General features: G+C 69.4%; 14 protein-coding genes. 9 read left to right on the forward strand and 5 right to left on the reverse strand.

The window, feature by feature from the left end; genetic code table 11:
• The first annotated feature begins 6 nt into the window (after positions 1 to 6).
• Together ACOQPQ_RS11725 and ACOQPQ_RS11730 are read left to right on the forward strand one after the other, a co-directional pair.
• Positions 7 to 378: a hypothetical protein gene (locus ACOQPQ_RS11725; RefSeq protein WP_420639611.1), complete on the forward strand. Its 372-nt coding sequence runs from the start codon at positions 7 to 9 to the stop codon at positions 376 to 378.
• Positions 379 to 467: 89 nt separating this feature from the next.
• Positions 468 to 1,865, forward strand: a complete 1,398-nt coding sequence (locus ACOQPQ_RS11730) for an amidase (RefSeq protein WP_420639612.1) — start codon at positions 468 to 470, stop codon at positions 1,863 to 1,865.
• Positions 1,866 to 1,921: 56 nt separating this feature from the next.
• Here ACOQPQ_RS11730 and ACOQPQ_RS11735 read toward each other — a convergent pair whose 3' ends face one another.
• The gene (locus ACOQPQ_RS11735; protein ID WP_420639613.1) at positions 1,922 to 2,317 is read right to left on the reverse strand and encodes a DUF5318 family protein; all 396 of its coding nucleotides are present in this window, start codon (positions 2,315 to 2,317) and stop codon (positions 1,922 to 1,924) included.
• Between the two features lie 138 nt (positions 2,318 to 2,455).
• Between ACOQPQ_RS11735 and ACOQPQ_RS11740 the strand changes: the two genes are divergently transcribed.
• From ACOQPQ_RS11740 to ACOQPQ_RS11770, 7 genes are all read left to right on the forward strand, one after another.
• On the forward strand, positions 2,456 to 4,888 hold the full coding sequence (locus ACOQPQ_RS11740) for a CaiB/BaiF CoA transferase family protein (RefSeq protein ID WP_420639614.1): 2,433 nt from the start codon (positions 2,456 to 2,458) through the stop codon (positions 4,886 to 4,888).
• Between the two features lie 59 nt (positions 4,889 to 4,947).
• Positions 4,948 to 5,853: a hypothetical protein gene (locus ACOQPQ_RS11745; protein ID WP_420639615.1), complete on the forward strand. Its 906-nt coding sequence runs from the start codon at positions 4,948 to 4,950 to the stop codon at positions 5,851 to 5,853.
• Between the two features lie 125 nt (positions 5,854 to 5,978).
• A complete protein-coding gene (locus ACOQPQ_RS11750) occupies positions 5,979 to 8,186 on the forward strand; it encodes a molybdopterin-dependent oxidoreductase (RefSeq protein WP_420639616.1) in 2,208 nt (735 codons plus the stop codon).
• A gap of 35 nt (positions 8,187 to 8,221) precedes the next feature.
• Positions 8,222 to 9,310 carry a phosphotransferase family protein gene (locus ACOQPQ_RS11755; RefSeq protein WP_420639617.1) on the forward strand — a complete coding sequence of 363 codons (1,089 nt, stop codon included), beginning with the start codon at positions 8,222 to 8,224 and terminating at the stop codon, positions 9,308 to 9,310.
• A gap of 111 nt (positions 9,311 to 9,421) precedes the next feature.
• On the forward strand, positions 9,422 to 9,724 hold the full coding sequence (locus ACOQPQ_RS11760; RefSeq protein WP_420639618.1) for a helix-turn-helix transcriptional regulator: 303 nt from the start codon (positions 9,422 to 9,424) through the stop codon (positions 9,722 to 9,724).
• Entirely contained in the window at positions 9,717 to 10,673 is a 957-nt protein-coding gene (locus ACOQPQ_RS11765; protein WP_420639619.1) for a HipA domain-containing protein, read from the forward strand. Before ACOQPQ_RS11760 ends, ACOQPQ_RS11765 begins: the two co-directional genes overlap by 8 nt.
• A 109-nt stretch (positions 10,674 to 10,782) precedes the next feature.
• Entirely contained in the window at positions 10,783 to 11,214 is a 432-nt protein-coding gene (locus ACOQPQ_RS11770) for a nuclear transport factor 2 family protein (RefSeq protein ID WP_420639620.1), read from the forward strand.
• Positions 11,215 to 11,274: 60 nt separating this feature from the next.
• Here ACOQPQ_RS11770 and ACOQPQ_RS11775 read toward each other — a convergent pair whose 3' ends face one another.
• From ACOQPQ_RS11775 to ACOQPQ_RS11790, 4 genes are all read right to left on the reverse strand, one after another.
• Entirely contained in the window at positions 11,275 to 13,593 is a 2,319-nt protein-coding gene (locus ACOQPQ_RS11775; protein WP_420639621.1) for an arylsulfatase, read from the reverse strand.
• Positions 13,594 to 13,666: 73 nt separating this feature from the next.
• On the reverse strand, positions 13,667 to 14,449 hold the full coding sequence (locus ACOQPQ_RS11780; RefSeq protein WP_420639622.1) for a VOC family protein: 783 nt from the start codon (positions 14,447 to 14,449) through the stop codon (positions 13,667 to 13,669).
• A gap of 143 nt (positions 14,450 to 14,592) precedes the next feature.
• Positions 14,593 to 15,507 carry an amidohydrolase family protein gene (locus ACOQPQ_RS11785; protein WP_420639623.1) on the reverse strand — a complete coding sequence of 305 codons (915 nt, stop codon included), beginning with the start codon at positions 15,505 to 15,507 and terminating at the stop codon, positions 14,593 to 14,595.
• Positions 15,508 to 16,230: a class II aldolase/adducin family protein gene (locus ACOQPQ_RS11790; RefSeq protein ID WP_420639624.1), complete on the reverse strand. Its 723-nt coding sequence runs from the start codon at positions 16,228 to 16,230 to the stop codon at positions 15,508 to 15,510.
• Between the last annotated feature and the right edge of the window lie 9 nt (positions 16,231 to 16,239).

A 16,239-nucleotide genomic window follows, 5' to 3' on the forward strand; every position in this document is an offset into this window, starting at 1 on the left:
ACTCTGATGACGAGCCTTCCTCCCATCCCTTGGTCCGATTTCGCCACCAAAGATGACCTACGAGCCTCCGAAGATCGCCTTCGCACCTACATGGACGGCCGGTTTGTCCAGATGGACGCGCGGTTTGGCGAGATCGACGGCCGCTTCGCCCAGATCGATGGGCGGTTCGACCAGATGGATGCTCGGTTTGAACAGATGGATGCGAGGTTTGCCCACATTGCTGCTCAGTTCAAGCAGATCGATACTCGGTTCCGTGAGGAGCGGGTTCACTCGGATCGTCAGTACGTCAAGATGATGCGGAACATGGTGCTGAGCTTCGCGGGGCTCACCATGGCCAATGTGGGCGCGGTGCTCGGCGCCGTGCGGGGCTTCGGGTAGGGCTGCGCCCGAGGCGGAGACCTTGGCGGCGGGTCCTCTCCCCCGCACCGCCCCTGCCAACCACTACGTCGCTCCACTAGGTTCTGGACATGGATGATCTGTTGGACCGATCCGATGCCCTGGGCCTGGCCGAGGCCATACGAACCGGCGAGGTGTCCGAGCAGGAAGTGCTCGACGCCACCCTGGCCCGCATCGACGAGCGAAATCCGGCCCTGAGGGCCATCACCACCGCTATCGACCCCGAACCCCCTGCCGACGGACGGCTGCGGGGAGTGCCGTTCGCCATCAAGGATCTGCACTTCCCCGTCCGGGGCACGGTGACCACCCACGGGTCACGCCTTTTCGCCGACGCTCCGAGCGATGACCACGACGCCGAGGTGGTGCGCCGCTACCGGGCCGCCGGACTGGTGCTGGTGGGCCGCTCCAACTCGCCGGAGTTCGGCCTGTCCACCACCACCGAGCCCTCCCTGTTCGGCCCCTGCGCCAATCCCCTCGACGTCACCCGCAGCGCAGGCGGGTCTAGCGGCGGGGCCGCCGCCGCGGTGGCCTCGGGGATGCTGACCATGGCCCACGCCTCCGACGGGGGCGGTTCCATCCGCATACCGTCGTCGGCCTGCGGGTTGTTCGGGCTCAAGCCCAGTCGGGGCCGGATGAGTTTCGGGCCTGACGCCGGGGAGGGGTGGAGCGGGTATTCCTGTACGCATGTGATCACCCGCTCGGTGCGCGACAGCGCGGTCATGCTCGACCTCACCGCCGGTCTGGCCCCCGGCGACCCCTACACTGCTCCCGCCCCCGCCGGACCCTTCGAGCAGGCCCTGGCCACCCCGCCCCGGCGGCTTCGCATCGCGGTGTGGGACGGTGCCCCCGACGGCATCGAGCTCGACCCGGTGGCCCGGGCGGCCCTCAACGAAGCCGTGGCCTTGTGCGAGGAACTCGGCCATGACTTGGAGGAGGCCGACCTGCCGGTGCGCCGGGGCGACATGGGGGGTGCCCAGGGGGTGATCACCGCGGCCCACACCGCCGCGCTGGTGGCCCGGCGGGCCGCCCAGGCCGGACGGCCGGCGGGCGACGAGATCGAGCCGGTGGCCGCCATGATGGTGGAACGGGCCAAGGGCATGTCGGCAGCCGACTACGCCGAGGCCCTGCGCACCACCCACCGCCTGGGTCGCCTCATGGGGCAGTACCACGCCTCGGGCATCGACCTGGTGCTGACCCCCACGTTGGCCGCCGTGCCCCCGCCGTTGGGCGAGCTGGTGGCCACCGCCGACAACGTGGCCGAGTGGGGCGCCCGCCAGGGCACCTACAGCCCCTTCTGCGCCATGGCCAACGCCACCGCCCAGCCCGCCATGTCGGTGCCGCTGTATCGCGACGACCGGGGCCTGACCGTGGGCAGCCACTTCATCGCCCCCTACGGCGACGAGGCCCTGCTCCTGCAGCTCGCCGCCCAACTGGAGCAGGCCCGCCCCTTCTGGCTCGGCCCCAGCTAGGGCGGCCTCAGAGACGCCGATCAGCAGGGTTGCAGCCACCCAGGCGGGGACGCCGCTCAGCAGGGTTGCAGCACGTAGCTCCGCCGCAGGTGGTTCCAGCGGCACTCGGGGCACACCTCCACCTCGTAGCAGGTGAACCGGCCCTTGCGCCGGGCCAGCTTGGCGATTTCGGTGGGGTAGCTGATGCACCGTCCATGGGCGGGCAGCCGGGGCCCGAACACGTACGACACCAGGGCCAACTGGTCGCCCTGGCACACCGGGCAGGGCTCCCCGGCGGCCGATCCCACCTCCCGACCGGCCCGCACCAACTCGGGGTGGGCGTCGCACACGTCGTCGGCCATGCGGGTGCCGCTCTTCAGCCGGTGCAGCACGTGGGTGCGCACCAGCCGGTAATCCACCGTGGAGGCGGGCTCGGGCTGAACCCCGCTGGCGGCAGCCACCGTGTCGGGCATCGCCCCACCGTAGCCGCGTGAGCCCCCGGCGGCACTCGCGTTGTGGCCGCGTCCAGGTGGGGGATTCCGCTACAATCCCGCGGCCTTGCCTCCCCAACCCGAGGTGTACCCGATGCCTGTGCCCCACCTCCCGACCTCATGAGCGGTGCCCTGGAGGGGATTCGAGTCCTCGATCTCTCCACCCGGCTGGCCGAGGCCACCGGCAAGACGCTGGCCGATCTCGGTGCCGAGGTGATCAAGGTGGAACCGCCCGGCGGCTGCGACGCCCGGACCACCCCGCCGTTGGCCGTCGACGGGTCGTCGCTGTTCTGGGCGGCCTGGGGACTGGGCAAATACAGCGTGGTGTGCGACATCGACACCCCTGCGGGCCAAGAGCAGCTCCGGGCCCTGGCCGCCACCGCCGACGTGTTGGTGGAGTCGTTCGCCCCCGGACACTTGGGCGACCGGGGCCTCGGACCCGACCACCTGGCCGCCGTCAATCCGGGACTGGTGTACGTGTCGGTCACCCCCTTCGGTTGGGACACCCCCGACGCCTCCGTGACCATGACCGACCTCACGCTGTCGGCCGCCGGGGGGCTGTTGGCCATGCAGGGAGAACACGACCGGGTGCCCACCCCGGTGGGGTACCCCGAGACGTCGTTTCTGGGGGCCATGCAGGCCGCCGCCGACACCGCCATGGCGCTGTGCGAACGCGACCGCAGCGGGCGGGGCCAGCACCTCGACAGCTCCATGCAGGCCGCGGTGTTGTGGTCGCTCATGTCGATCACCAGCTACGCCGCCTTGGGCATGGACTTCCCCAACCGGGGCGACGATCGGGCCGACCGGTCGCACCCCGAAGTGGTGCCCGGCGTGCCGATGCCGGTGATCGAACCCTGCGCCGACGGCTTCGTGGGCATGACCCTGGTGGTGGGCGAGCAGGGCAACCGGGGTATGAAAGCGCTCATGAACTGGGTGATCGAGGAGGGCGCCCTCGACGACGACTTGGAGGATCTGGACTGGGAGAAGTGGCTGGAGATGTTGGGCGACGGCTCCCTGCGCCCCGCCGAGGCGGCGACGGGGGTGGGTGACCTGCTGGCCTTCGTCAAGACCAAGACCCAGGCCGAGATCCAACGCCGGGCGGTGGCCGACAAGATGCTGGTGGCCCCCTGCTACACCGCCGCCCGTCTGGCCGACGATCCCCAGTTGGCCGCCCGGGACTTCTGGGTGGAGGTGGACGGTGAAGTTCACGCCGGGCCGTTCGCCCGTCTGTCGGCCACCCCCATCGTCTATCGCCACCCCGCCCCCGCCCTCGGCCAACACCAGGACCTGCTCGAAAACCTGACCCCCCCGGTGGCCACGCCCCCGCCCCCGGATGATCCGCCGTTGGCGGGGCCGGCGGTGCCCCGCACGGCGTTGTTCGAGGGGCTGAAGGTGGCCGACCTGTCGTGGATCGCGGCGGGGCCGCTCATCGCCAAGGACCTGGCCAACCTGGGAGCCACCGTGGTGCGGGTGGAAACCGAGGCCCGCCTCGACACCCTGCGCTGGATACCACCGCACGTGCCCCACTCCTCGCCCATGAGCGCCGGTCATCCCATGGCCAACATGAACCAGTCCAAGCTGGGCCTGGGGCTGAACTTCACCATTCCCGAGGCCAAGACGGTGATCGACCGCCTGGTCACGTGGGCCGACGTGGTGGTGGAGAACTACACCCCCGGCACCGCCGCCCGTCTCGGTTTCGGCTACGAGCGGGTGCGGGCCCTCAACCCCTCGGCGGTGATGCTGTCGAGCTGCATGCGGGGCCAGACCGGCCCCGAGGCCCGCCACACCGGGTTCGGCCTCCACGGGGCCTGCCTGGCCGGTTTTGCCGCCCTCACCGGCTGGCCCGACCGGGCCCCGCACGCCCCCTGGGGGGCCTACACCGACTTCATCTCCCCCCGTTACGCCCTGGCGGCGTTGGGGGCGGCCCTGCACCACCGCCACCGCACGGGCCAGGGGCAGTACATCGACCTGTCGCAGATCGAGGCCTCCATCCACTTCTTGGCCCCGGTGGTGCTGGAGTACCGCGAAAGCGGGCGGGTGCGGACCCAGGCCGGGTTGAGCTCCGAGCGGGCCGCTCCCCACGGGGTGTATCGCACCGCCGGTGTCGAGCGCTTCTGTGCGCTGGCCGTGGAGACCGACGAGCAGTGGGAAGCGCTGTGTTCGGTGGTGCCTGAGCTGGAGCGGGTGGACGACCGGTGGGCCGACTCGGCGGCCGCCGACGGCATCCTGGCCGCCTGGTTCGCCGACCGCGACGGCTTCGAGGCCGCCCGACAACTGCGGGGCGCCGGGGTGCCCGCCTACATGGCGCTTCGGCCCACCGACTTCACCGCCGACCCCAACCTGGTGGCCCGGGAGTTCTTCATCGAACTCGACCACGGGGCCATCGGCCCCATGATCTTCGACGGCCCCGTCACCGCGTTCTCCGCCACCCCTGCCCGCCCCTGGCGAGCCGGGCCGTTGGTGGGCGAGCACACCCAGCAGGTGATGTCCGAGATCCTCGGCTTCACCGACGAAGAAATCACCACCTTGGCCGCCACCGGCGCCCTCACCTGACCGGAGCCCCCGAACCCCCTGACCGAACCGCCACCGCCGCCAACCAAGGAGACCGAGCCATGCCCGACCCCGCCGCTGACCCCGCCACCGACCATTCTCCCGCCGACCCCACCCCCGACAGAGCAGTGTACGAGCGCTTGGCCCTCCACCGGCCCAACGAAAACCGCATCGGCAGCGCCCTCATCACCATGGTGGAGCCCCACGTGGGGCACGAACACGCCTACAACCGGTGGTACGAGGACGACCACTTCTACTCGGGGGCCATGCACGGCCCCTGGGTGTTCGCCGGTCGCCGCTGGGTGGCCCCGAGAGCCCTGCGGGAGATGCGCCCCGAGGTGGACGACCCGGCGGTCACCCCGCCCGACGCCGGCTGCTACATCGCCCTGTACTGGAGCACGGCGGGCCACGAGGACGACGTGGAGCGGTGGAGCTTCCTGGCCATGGACCAGGCACTCATGCCCCACGGCCGGGGTTTCACCCACCGAACCCACGTGTACACCGCCTTCCACCACTACCGGTTTGCCGCCGGCCGCCCCGATGCCGCCCCGCTGCAGCCCCATGTGGCCCTCGACCACCCCTTTGTCGGCCTGGTGGTCGAAGTGGTGGACGCGGCCACGGTGGACGACCAGCCCGACGTGGAGGCCTGGCTGGCCGACGACCACCTGCCGGCCGTGCTGGCCCGACCCGACTTCCCGGCTGCGCTGTGTCTGGCCTTTGCCCCTCGGGAGTTCACCCAAGGACTGATCAACCAGCCCGGCACCCCGCCGGTGGCCCCCACCGCCAACGTGGGCCGACGCCTGTGCCTGCTGTGGTTCCTGGACCGGGACCCCACCGAGGTGTTCCCCGCCCCCTTCGCCACCCACCACGCCGCTCTGGCCGACCATCCCCGCGCCGCCCTCGCCCTCTCCGCCCCCTTCATCCCCACCATCCCCGGCACCGACACCCACGTCGACACCCTCCGCTGACCCCCCCAACCCCCCAACTACTAATTTGACATGAATTAGTATGAGTTAGTACGTCAGCGGTGTGATTTGTCGGGCCGCAGGGGCGAGAGAACCCGGCCGGGGGCGGGGCGGGTAGCATCGGCGGGATGAGCGTGGAAACCCACTATGTGACCTGTCCGCTGTGTGAGGCCATGTGCGGCCTCGAGGTCAAGACCCAGGACGGCAAGGTGCTGCCGCCGATCCGGGCCGATCACGACGACGTGTGGAGCAAGGGCTTCTTGTGCCCCAAGGGGACCACCCTGGGGCATCTGCACGAGGATCCCGACCGGGTGCGGGTGCCGTTGGTGCGCGACGGAGGCCGCCTGCGGGAGGCCACCTGGGAGGAGGCCTTCGCCCGGTGCGAGGAGCTGCTGCACGGGGTGCGCACCACCCACGGCCCCGAGGCTCTCACCTACTACATCGGCAACCCCACGGTGCACAGCTTCTCGCTCAGCCGCTACGTGGGCTCGCTCGTGATGCTCTCGGGCGTGAAGATGGGCTACTCGGCGGGCACCATCGACCAGTGGCCCAAGAACGTGTCGTCGGCCTGCATGTACGGCAATTCGTGGATGTTCCCCACCCCCGACATCACCCGCACCCAGTACCTGGTGGTAATGGGGGCCAACCCCCACGCCTCCCAGGGCAGCCTGCTGGCCTGCCCCGACGTGCTGGGCGAGATGGACAAGATCCGCCAACGGGGCGGCAAGTGCGTGGTGATCGACCCCCGCCGCACCGGCACCTGCGATCACGCCGACGAGTGGGTGCCCATCGTGCCCGGCACCGACGCCGCCTTCCTGTTGGCCCTGGCCCACGTGCTGTTCGACGAAGGCCTGGTGGATCTGGGCACCATGGCCGAGCTGGTCAACGGCGTGGACGACGTGGAAACCCTGGTGCGCGACTGGACCCCCGAACGGGTGGCCGCAACCACCAGGATCCCGGCCGAGACCACCCGGCGACTGGCCCGGGAGATCGCCGCGGCCGACAGCGCCTGCGTGTACGGCCGCATCGGCCTGTGCAACCAGGAGTTCGGCACGCTGGCCTCGTGGCTCATCGACGTGGTGAACCTGCTCACCGCCAACTTCGACGTGCCCGGCGGGATGATGTTCGGCAACCCCATCGCCCCGGCCATGGCCACCATCAACTTCGAGGGACCGCGCACGCCGGAGTTCGGCCGCTGGCACAGCCGGGTGCGGGGCGCCCCCGAGGTGCTGGGCCAGGTGCCGGTGTCGTGCCTGTCGGAGGAGATCATCACCCCCGGCGACGGCCAGATCAAGGCCCTGGTCACCGTGGCCGGCAACCCCGTGATCAGCTCGCCGGAGGCCGGCCGACTCGACGAGGCCCTGCCCCTGCTCGACGCCATGATCAGCATCGACAACTACGTGAACGAGACCACCCGCCACGCCGATGTGATCCTCCCCGGTCTGTCCCCGCTGGAGCAGCCCCACTACGACGAGATGATCTGGTCGTGGGCGGCCCGGACTGCGGGCAACTGGTCGGACCCCGTGTTCGACCGGGGCGACCGACCCGACGAATGGGAGGTGCTCGTGCGGGTGGGCGGGCTCATGGGCGGCCAGACCAATGACGAGATCGACGTAGCCCGCGTCGATGACGAGCTGTTCTCCGGGCTGTGCGGGTTCTTCGGCCTCGACCCGACCCACGTGCTGTCGCACTACGAGGCGGGCGGGCCCGAGCGGATGACCGACTTCTTCATCCGCATCGGCCACCGGGGCGACCGCTACGGCGAGAACCCCGGAGGGCTGACCCTGCAGGACTTCAAGGACAACCCCCACGGCCTGGACTTCGGGCCGATGATCCCCCGGGCCGCCGAGGTCATCAACACCCCGTCGGGCAAGATCGAGATGGCCCCGCCCTACATCACCGCCGACGCCGAGCGTCTGAGCCGCCGTTTGGGCCGTGACGACGGCCTGGTGCTGGTGAGCCGCCGCCACGTGCGGTCCAACAACTCGTGGTTGCACAACGTGAAGGTGTTGGTGAAGGGCAAGGACCGCTGCACGCTTCTGGTCCACCCCGACGACGCCGCCCACATCGGCCTGGCCGACGGGCGTGTCGCCCGGGTGAGCACCGAGATCGCCAGCATCGACGTGCCGGTGGAGGTGAGCGACGAGATGATGCCCGGCGTGGTGTGCTTGCCCCATGGCTGGGGCCACAACCTCGACGGGGTGCAGCTCTCGGTGGCCAAGGAGTTCGCCGGGGTCAACAACAACCTGCTGGCCCCCGGCGAGTTGGTGGACGAGATCTCCGGCAACGCCATCGTGAACGGGATCAAGGTGGAGGTGGTGCCCGTTCCCGCCTGAAACCACCCGGCCACCGTTGGGTAACCTCGGTTTCCATGGCCATTCCCCAAGACCGCGACATCGAGGCCCTCAAGGGTTCCCTGTCCGACTGGATGAACGCCCAGCCGGGCGTGACCGGGGCCGAGGTGACCAACCTGGTGAACCCCGAGGCCTCCGGCTTCAGCAACGAGACCCTGGTGTGCGACGCCACCTGGCACGCCGACGGGCAACGCCGGGATTCGGGCATCGTGGTCCGCAAGCGTCCGAAGGACTACGCCATCTTCCCCTCCTACGACATGGCGGTGCAGTACCGGTCGATGCAGAACATGGCCGCCTGCGGGGCCGTGCCCGTGCCCGAGGTGTTGTGGGTGGAGGACACCGGCACCGTGTTGGGGGAGCCGTTCTTCATCATGGAGCGACTGCACGGCCGGGTCCCCACCGACAACCCGCCGTTCTTCCAGGGGGGATGGGTGTACGAAGCCACCCCGCAACAGCAGGCGGTGCTGTACAACTCCTCGGTGGACATCCTGGCCGCGGTGTCGGCCACCGACTGGCAGGCCACCGGGTTCGACTTCCTGGATGACCCGAGGTACGGCTCGCTCGGATTCGCCCAGGCCTTGGGCTACCAGCGCTACTACGCCGACTGGGCCTCCGAGGATCGTCCGAAGCCCCTGATCGACGCCGCCCTGGACTGGTTCGAGGCCAACGATCCGTCGGGATCGATGCCCATCGAGTTGAACTGGGGCGACGCCCGTCCCAGCAACCTGATGTACGCCGACGACTTCACGGTGTTGGCCGTGTTCGACTGGGAGATGGCCCATCTGGGGCCGGGCGAGGTGGACTTGGGGTGGTTCTTGTTCATGAACCGGTACCTGAGCGAGGGCGCCGGTTGCGACTGGCTCCCCGGCTTCCCCGACCGGGACGCCACCATCGCCCGCTGGGAGCAACAGCGTGGCCGCCCTGCCGAGCACGTCGACTACTTCGAGGCCTGGGGCTGCCTGCGCTTTTCCATCATCATGGTGGCCATCGTGAACATGCAGGTGAAATACGGCTTCTTCAGCCCCGAGGACGGCGCCGTGATCGAGCGGGTCAACCCCTCCACCCAAATGCTGGCCCGCTACCTCAACCTCCCCGACCCCGAGTGACCCGAGACTTCGCTTTTTCCTGAAACTCCACAGTATCGAGTAGAGTTCACCTAAACCTGAAACCCCAACTCGGAAGCAAGAGTTTCAGGAATAGATGAAACTTGAGGATGCATGACGAGGGCGACGTACACGCTGGCTGCGCTGGACTGGGATTTGAGGACACCGCCGGAAGTGTCGCGTGCCCTCAAGGAGCGGAGGAAGGAGCTGGGCATGACCCAGCAGGAGGCCGCCCGCCAGGCCGGCGTGTCGCCCCAGTGGCTGTCGGCGTTTGAGAACGGCAAGGGCAGTTGCGGTACCCACCGTATGATGCGCCTGCTGGGCGTCCTCGGCTTGTCGTTGGCCCTGCACGAACGCCCGGTCACCGACATCGACCGGGTGCTGGAGGGCCTGGGCCCCGGCGGCGTGGATGCCTGAGGACTTGCTGCTCGTCCGCATCGGGGGAGAGCAGGTCGGTCGCATTGCCCGACGTGGGTCGCTGCTGTGTCTCACCTACGACGACGAATACTCCCGCCGTCCTGACGCCTCCCCACTCTCGCTGTCCCTTCCCCTGGCCGACGGCGAGATCGAGGATCGCCGGGTGGAGGGGTGGCTGTCTGGACTGTTGCCGACGACGCACATCCTCAAGCCGTCGATGAGGGACTTGGCTGATCAATCGGTCAATGAGCACTTATGTCTGGAGGCGGCCAGGCACTGTGGACTCCCTGCTGTTGCCACCGAGATGGCCGTGATCGCCGGACATCCGGTGCTGGTGGTCCGTCGCTTCGACCGCATCGACGTGGGAGGCACCTTGCGTCGGGTCCACCAGGAGGACTTGCACCAGGCCTGCGGCGAACCGGAGGTACCCCTCTATCAGAATGACCGCGGGGAGGGCCACAGCGTGCAGCGCCTGGCCCGCCTCCTGGCCGATCATTCCGCCGACCGGGATGTGGACCTCAGAGTGTTCTTTGATGCGCTGGTGTTCAACTGGGTGATGTGCAACACCGACGGCCACTCCAAGAACTACAGCCTGTTGCTGGCCGGAGGCCGGGTGCGGTTGGCGCCGCTCTATGACATCTGGTCGATGATGCCCTACGACCCTCATCACTATCGGTCCTATTCGTTGGCCATGTCGGCCCTGTCCGATCGGAGGATCATCACCGCGGAGAGCAAGCACGCATGGGAAGCCACGGCCCGGGCGGTGGGTCTGGGCGCCTCCGAAGGGGTCGAGCGGGCCGAAGCCATTGCGCAGGCTGCTCCCGAGGCCGTGCAACGTGCGGTGGACGAACTGCCCTCCGGGCTGCGAATCCTGCCGGTGGTGCAGAGTTTGGTCACGATGTCCGCCGACCGCCGCCGCCAATGTCTGGCCGGCTTGGCCGGGGCCTGAGCAAGGGTGGTGGCGAGTCGGCGACCCCAATGGCCGCGCTGACCTAGGCTCTTGTGCGTACCCCGTAAGGGGCTTGAACCTGGGTTGCCACCTTGAAACGGAGGATGCGATGAGTGACGAGAGCGCCAACCGGGCGGTGGCTGAGGCCCTGTTCGAGGCCCTGGAGCGGATGGACTGGGCCGCGGTGGCCGAGTTGTTCACCGAGGACGGCGTGTATCAGGACATGCCCTTCGAGACCGACACCGGCGGCACGGTGGGCCACGCCGGGATCGTGGCCAAGCTGGAGGTGGGCCTGTCGGGGCTCGACCGCTTCGAGCTGGGCGTGAGCGACATCTGGGTGAGCGGCGACACCGTGTTGGTGGAGCGGGTGGAGGTGTGGCACCACCCCGGCGGCGAGACCGCTGGCCTCCCGGTGCTGTGCCGCCTCGACATCCGCGACGGCAAGATCGCCCACTGGCGGGAGTACTGGGACTACAACTACCTCATCGCCCAGCAGCCCGACACCTGGCTCCCCGAATCCCCCCGCCCTCGCTGGGACTGACCCCCGGTTGCCCAACGCCCCACGCGCGGGGTGGCCGGCCCCGGCGCGGGCCGATCGTGACTACTCGAAGCGGGCGCCCATCTCCTTGAGGATGCGGGTGGTGTGGATCGACGCCATGCGGCCGGGCTCGCCGGGGGTGTAGGTGACCGACTCGATGGTGTTGGTGTAGGGGAAGGGGCCGTGGCGCCGGTAGATGTCCCAGGACACCGGCGAGCGGCGGTCGATGCCCACGTCGATCCCCTCGAAGGGGGCCATGGTCCACATGCCGGTGAACCCCTCGCCGGCGGCCACCTCGGCCCCGTCCACCAGGATGCGCAGATCCCAGGCGAACCCGTCGGTGATGGTGAAGGCCAGTCGCACCGTGTGGTTGCCCGGCGCCGGTGGTCCGCCCGACAGGTGGCGCATGTGCCCGTACCCGTTGTGGCAGTACACCAACTCGCCGTCGTCGATGTACAGGGCGTAGCCCCCGCCCTGGTCGCCGTGGGCCACCAGCATCCCGGCGTCGCCGTCGGCGTACCGGAACACCGTGTCCACGGTGAACGACCGGGCCGCGATCAGCTTCATGCTCCGGTAGCGCTCCAGGGTGTCGGTGCCCGGCGTGATCCGCACCGGCGCCTCGTACACCTGCTCGGACGGGGGCCGCTGCACGAACTTGAGCATCGACCCCTCGTCCAGCGGGTACACCTGGTAGCGGTGGGCGGCCGCCTCCCAGGCGTCGATCAGCTCCTGGCGCCGCTCGGGCTCGGCGTCGGAGAGGTCGACCATCTCGGTGGGGTCCTCGGCCAGGTGGTACACCTCCCACTCGTGGTCGCCGAAGGGGGTCATCGGCCGGTGCAGGGTGACCGCCTCCCACCCCTGGCGGTAGAAGCCCCGGTGGCCCTGCTGCTCGTAGTACTGCTCGGGGTGGTGCTCGGGGGCGCCGGCGTCGGTGAACGTGGCCGCAAAGCTGGCCCCGGCCAACGGCCCCTTGAGCGGCGCGCCGTTGCGGGCCGAGGGGGCCGGCAGACCCACCACGTCCAACACGGTGGGCAACACGTCGGTGATGTGCAGGTACTGGCGGCGGAGCCCGCCGGGGTCGGCCAGGCCATCGGGCCACGACGAGATCATGGCCACCTGATGGCCGCCGGCGTGGGTGTTGCACTTGTACAGCCGGAACGGGGTGTTGCCGGCCATGGCCCACCCGCGGGGGTAGTGGGCCAGGGTCTGGGGCCCGCCCAAAAGGTCGAGGCGGGCGTGGTCGACGGCCACGTCGCCGGTGGTGGGCGACAGGATCTCGAAGTACTGGGAGCAACCGGTGTCCTCACCCTCCCGGGAGGCCCCGTTGTCGGAGGTGAACAGCACCAGCGTGTTGTCCCACTCGCCCAGGTCCTCCAGCGCACCCCGCAGCCGCCCGAAGTTCTGGTCGACGTTGTCCACCATGGCGGCGAACACCTCCATGTAGCGGGCGAACACCTCTTGTTGGACGGGGGAGAGTTCGTCCCAGGGCGTGACGTCGTTGCCCTCCTCGGTGTTGCGGGGGGCAAGCGTAGTGCCGGCGTCGACGATGCCCAACTCGATCTGGCGGCGGTAGCGGCGGTCTCGGATCTCGTCCCAGCCCGCGTTGTAAGCCCCCCGGTACTTGGTCATGTCGGCCTCTTTGGCCTGCAGGGGGGCGTGGACGGCCCCGTGGGCCAGGTAGAGGAAGAACGGCTGGTCGGGGCGGGCCGCCTTTTGCTCGCGCACCATGGCGATGGCCTCGTCGGTGATGTCGTCGGTGAAGTAGTAGTCGTCGGGGTAGCGGTCGGTGCGCACCACGCTGTTGTCGCGGATCAGCCGGTGGGGGTGGTGGAAGTTGGTGAACCCGTCGAGGATGCCGTAGTAGTGGTCGAATCCTCGCTGCAGGGGCCAGGAGTGCCGGGGCCCCACCAGGTTGGAGTCCTTGCAGAGGTGCCACTTGCCCACCATCAGCGTGGCGTAGCCCGCCGCCTGGAGGATCTCGGCCATGGTGGCGCAGTGCTCGGTGAGCTCGGCGGTGTAGCCGGGGAAGCCGGGGTCGGAGTGGCACACGTGGCCCACGCCCACGTCGTGATGGTTCAGCCCGGTGAGCAGCGACGCCCGGGTGGGCGAGCACATGGGGTTGACGTGGAAGTTGAGGTAGCGCAGCCCCTCGGCGGCCATCCGGTCGATGTGGGGGGTGTCGATCTCCGAGCCGTAGCAGCCCAGATCGGCGAAGCCCAGGTCGTCCACCAGCACCACCACGATGTTGGGTGCCCCCTCCGGGGCCCGGGCCGCCTCGGCCCACCACGGATCCGACCCCGCCATGGTCCGTCCCACGCGCCCCTCCCACCCCTGGTACGCCCCCGGCGGGGTGGTGGGGTCGGTGCCGAGTGTGCTGCTCATGGGAATCCCTTCGGGTTGGTGGCGGTGGCCGACTGGTTGACGATTGGGCCGCCGGTGGTGGGGGCCGGCGTCATCAGGCCATGGAGAAGTCGGGGTTGAGGGTGATGACCCAGAAGATGGCGCCTTGGTTGTCGGCCAACTGGGCCATGCGGCCCGGGGGCATGTCCATGGCGGGCACGGTGACCGAGCCGCCCAGGCTCTGGCACTGGGCCACGGTGGCGTCGCAGTCGTCCACCGCGAAGTACACCGCCCAGTGAGTGGGTACCCCTTCGGCGGGGAGCGGGGAGATGGTGCCGATCATGTCGGCGCCCTGGCGGATGCCCACCATGTCGTTCATGCCCAGCGGCACCGTCGTCCAGCCCAGCACCTCGGAGTAGAAGGCGGTGGCCGCGGCCACGTCGGAGGTGACCAGTTCGTTCCAGCACAGCGTGCCGTGCTCGTTCACCAGGTGGGCACCCTGGTGGTCGATGGGCTCCCACAGCACCACCACGCCCCCGGTGGGGTCGGCCACCACCGCCAAGCGCCCGGCGTCGGTGGCCTGCATGACCGGGCCCATGGCCGTGCCCCCCGCCGCCACCGATGCGGCCAGGGCGGCGTCCGCGTCGTCCACCTTGATGTAGGTCTCCCACACGTTGGGTATCCCGGCTTCGGCCATCTCGGCGGGCTTGACCATCACCCCCAACACCGGTCGGTCGTTCTTCTGGCCCAGGGAATAGACGTTGCCGTGGGCGTCGGTCTCGTCCAGAAAGCTCAGCCCGAACAGGGCGGCATAGAACTCCTTGGCCCTCTCCGGGTCGTCGACGCACAGGTCGGTCCAGTTGAAAACCCCGTGGTTGTAGGACTCTCGCTCGGGCATGGTTGCGCTCCTCTCCGGTTGTTCTTTGGTGGTTCTCGGGTCGCTTGCCGCTCATGGTGGCGGCGACAGCCCACACTAGTTGCGCCCATTCGGTGGCGGGGCCGCCACCGGGTGCCCTACCGGCGGGCACGGCCACCGACTCGTCAGGTGTCGCCCATGTTGAACACCCGCAGGGCGTTGTCCCGTAGGAACTTCGCCCAGACGTGGCCACGGAACGGGACCGAGCGCATTTCGGTCATGGTCCGCTCCAGCGACAGTCCGGAGGGGAAGTAGCCCGCGTACATCACCTTGTCGGCCCCCCGGGTGTTGGCGTAGGCGATGACGCTCTCGGGGTAGTGCTTGGGGGCGAACGCCGAGGTGGAGTAGTGCAGCCCCGGCCACTTCAGCATGAGCTTGACCATCAGCGCGCCCCACGGTTCGGCCCCGTGGCGGGTGACCACCACCAACTCGGGGAAGTCGTAGCACACCCGGTCGAGGTGCTCGACGTGCTGAGGGCCGAACGGGAACCGGGGCCCCGGCACACCGGCATTGATGCAGATGGGGATGTCCAGCTCGCAGCACGTGGCGTACACCGGATACATCAGCGGGTCGCCGATGTTCACCTGGGGGTGCAGTCCGGTGGGGAAGCAGGCGGCCGCGATCACCCCCAGTTCGTCCACCGCTCGGCGCAGGTCGCGCACCCCCCGCATCCCGAGGTTGGGGTCCACCAGGAAGCTGCCGTACAGGCGGTCGGGGTGCTCGGTCACCGCCCGGGTGCCCCAGGTGTCGCCGAAGCCCACCGGCAGGAGGCCCTTGTCCACCCCCCAGCGGTCCATCTCGGCCAGCAGGTAGGCCACGTAGTCCACGGTGCCGTCCACGTGGGGGAGATCCTTGAACATGTAGCCCGCGCCGTGGCCGAACCCGCGGCTCTCGGTGTCCTTGAGCAGCCCCTCGTAGTCGGCGAACCAGGCGTCGCGGTTGGGGGGCACCCCCAACATGAGGTCCACCACCCCGATCCCGTCCATGGGGTGCGGGTCGGCCACCTCCTCCGTTCCGTCCACGGGGTGCGGGTCGGCCATCTACGAGTCGGCCAACGCCTCGAACAGGTCGGCGTCGGTGCGGCGCAGGCGGCGGTAGTTGGCCTCCCACATCATGGGGATGAAGTAGCGGTGGTAGGCCTTCTTGGCCCGGGCGGCCTCGGCCTCGGGCATCTCGTGGCCCCCCACGATCTGGGCCTCGAAGTGGGCTCGAGCCGAGGTCTCCAGCGCGATGGCCTTCACGGTGGCCTCCTCCAGCGAGCCGCACACGAAGCAGGCCCCGTGGTTGCCGATGATCACCACCGACCGCTCCCCCAGGGCCTCGGCCATGCGGGGGCCGTCCACCGGGTTGTCGATGCCGTTGTCGGCGTAGTGGGCCTGCTCCCGGTAGAACAGGCAGGCGTCGGCCGAGTACATGCCCACGTCCTTGCCGGTGGTGGACAGCACCTCCACGTAGTGGGAGTGGGTGTGGATCACCGAGTTGGCGTCGGGACGGGCCTGGTAGAACCCGGCGTGGAACCGCACCGCCGGTGACGCCGGGGTGTCGCCCTCCAGGAGCTGCAGGTCCATGTCGTAGCAGTTCACGTCGCCGGGCAGGGTCTCGCTGAAGTAGCCGAACGGCGACACCCAGAAGGCGTCGTGACGTTCGGGGTGGCGCACCGACACGTGGCCCGCCACCCGGCTCTCGCACCCCTCCCGGCCCAGGATGCGACGGGCGGCGGCCACCCGGAAGGCGGGATGGTCCTCGGTCCAGGTTGTGGCCATGGCTCTCTA

The organism is Candidatus Poriferisocius sp. (genome assembly GCF_965219775.1).
Taxonomy (GTDB): Bacteria; Actinomycetota; Acidimicrobiia; order Acidimicrobiales; family Bin134; genus Poriferisocius.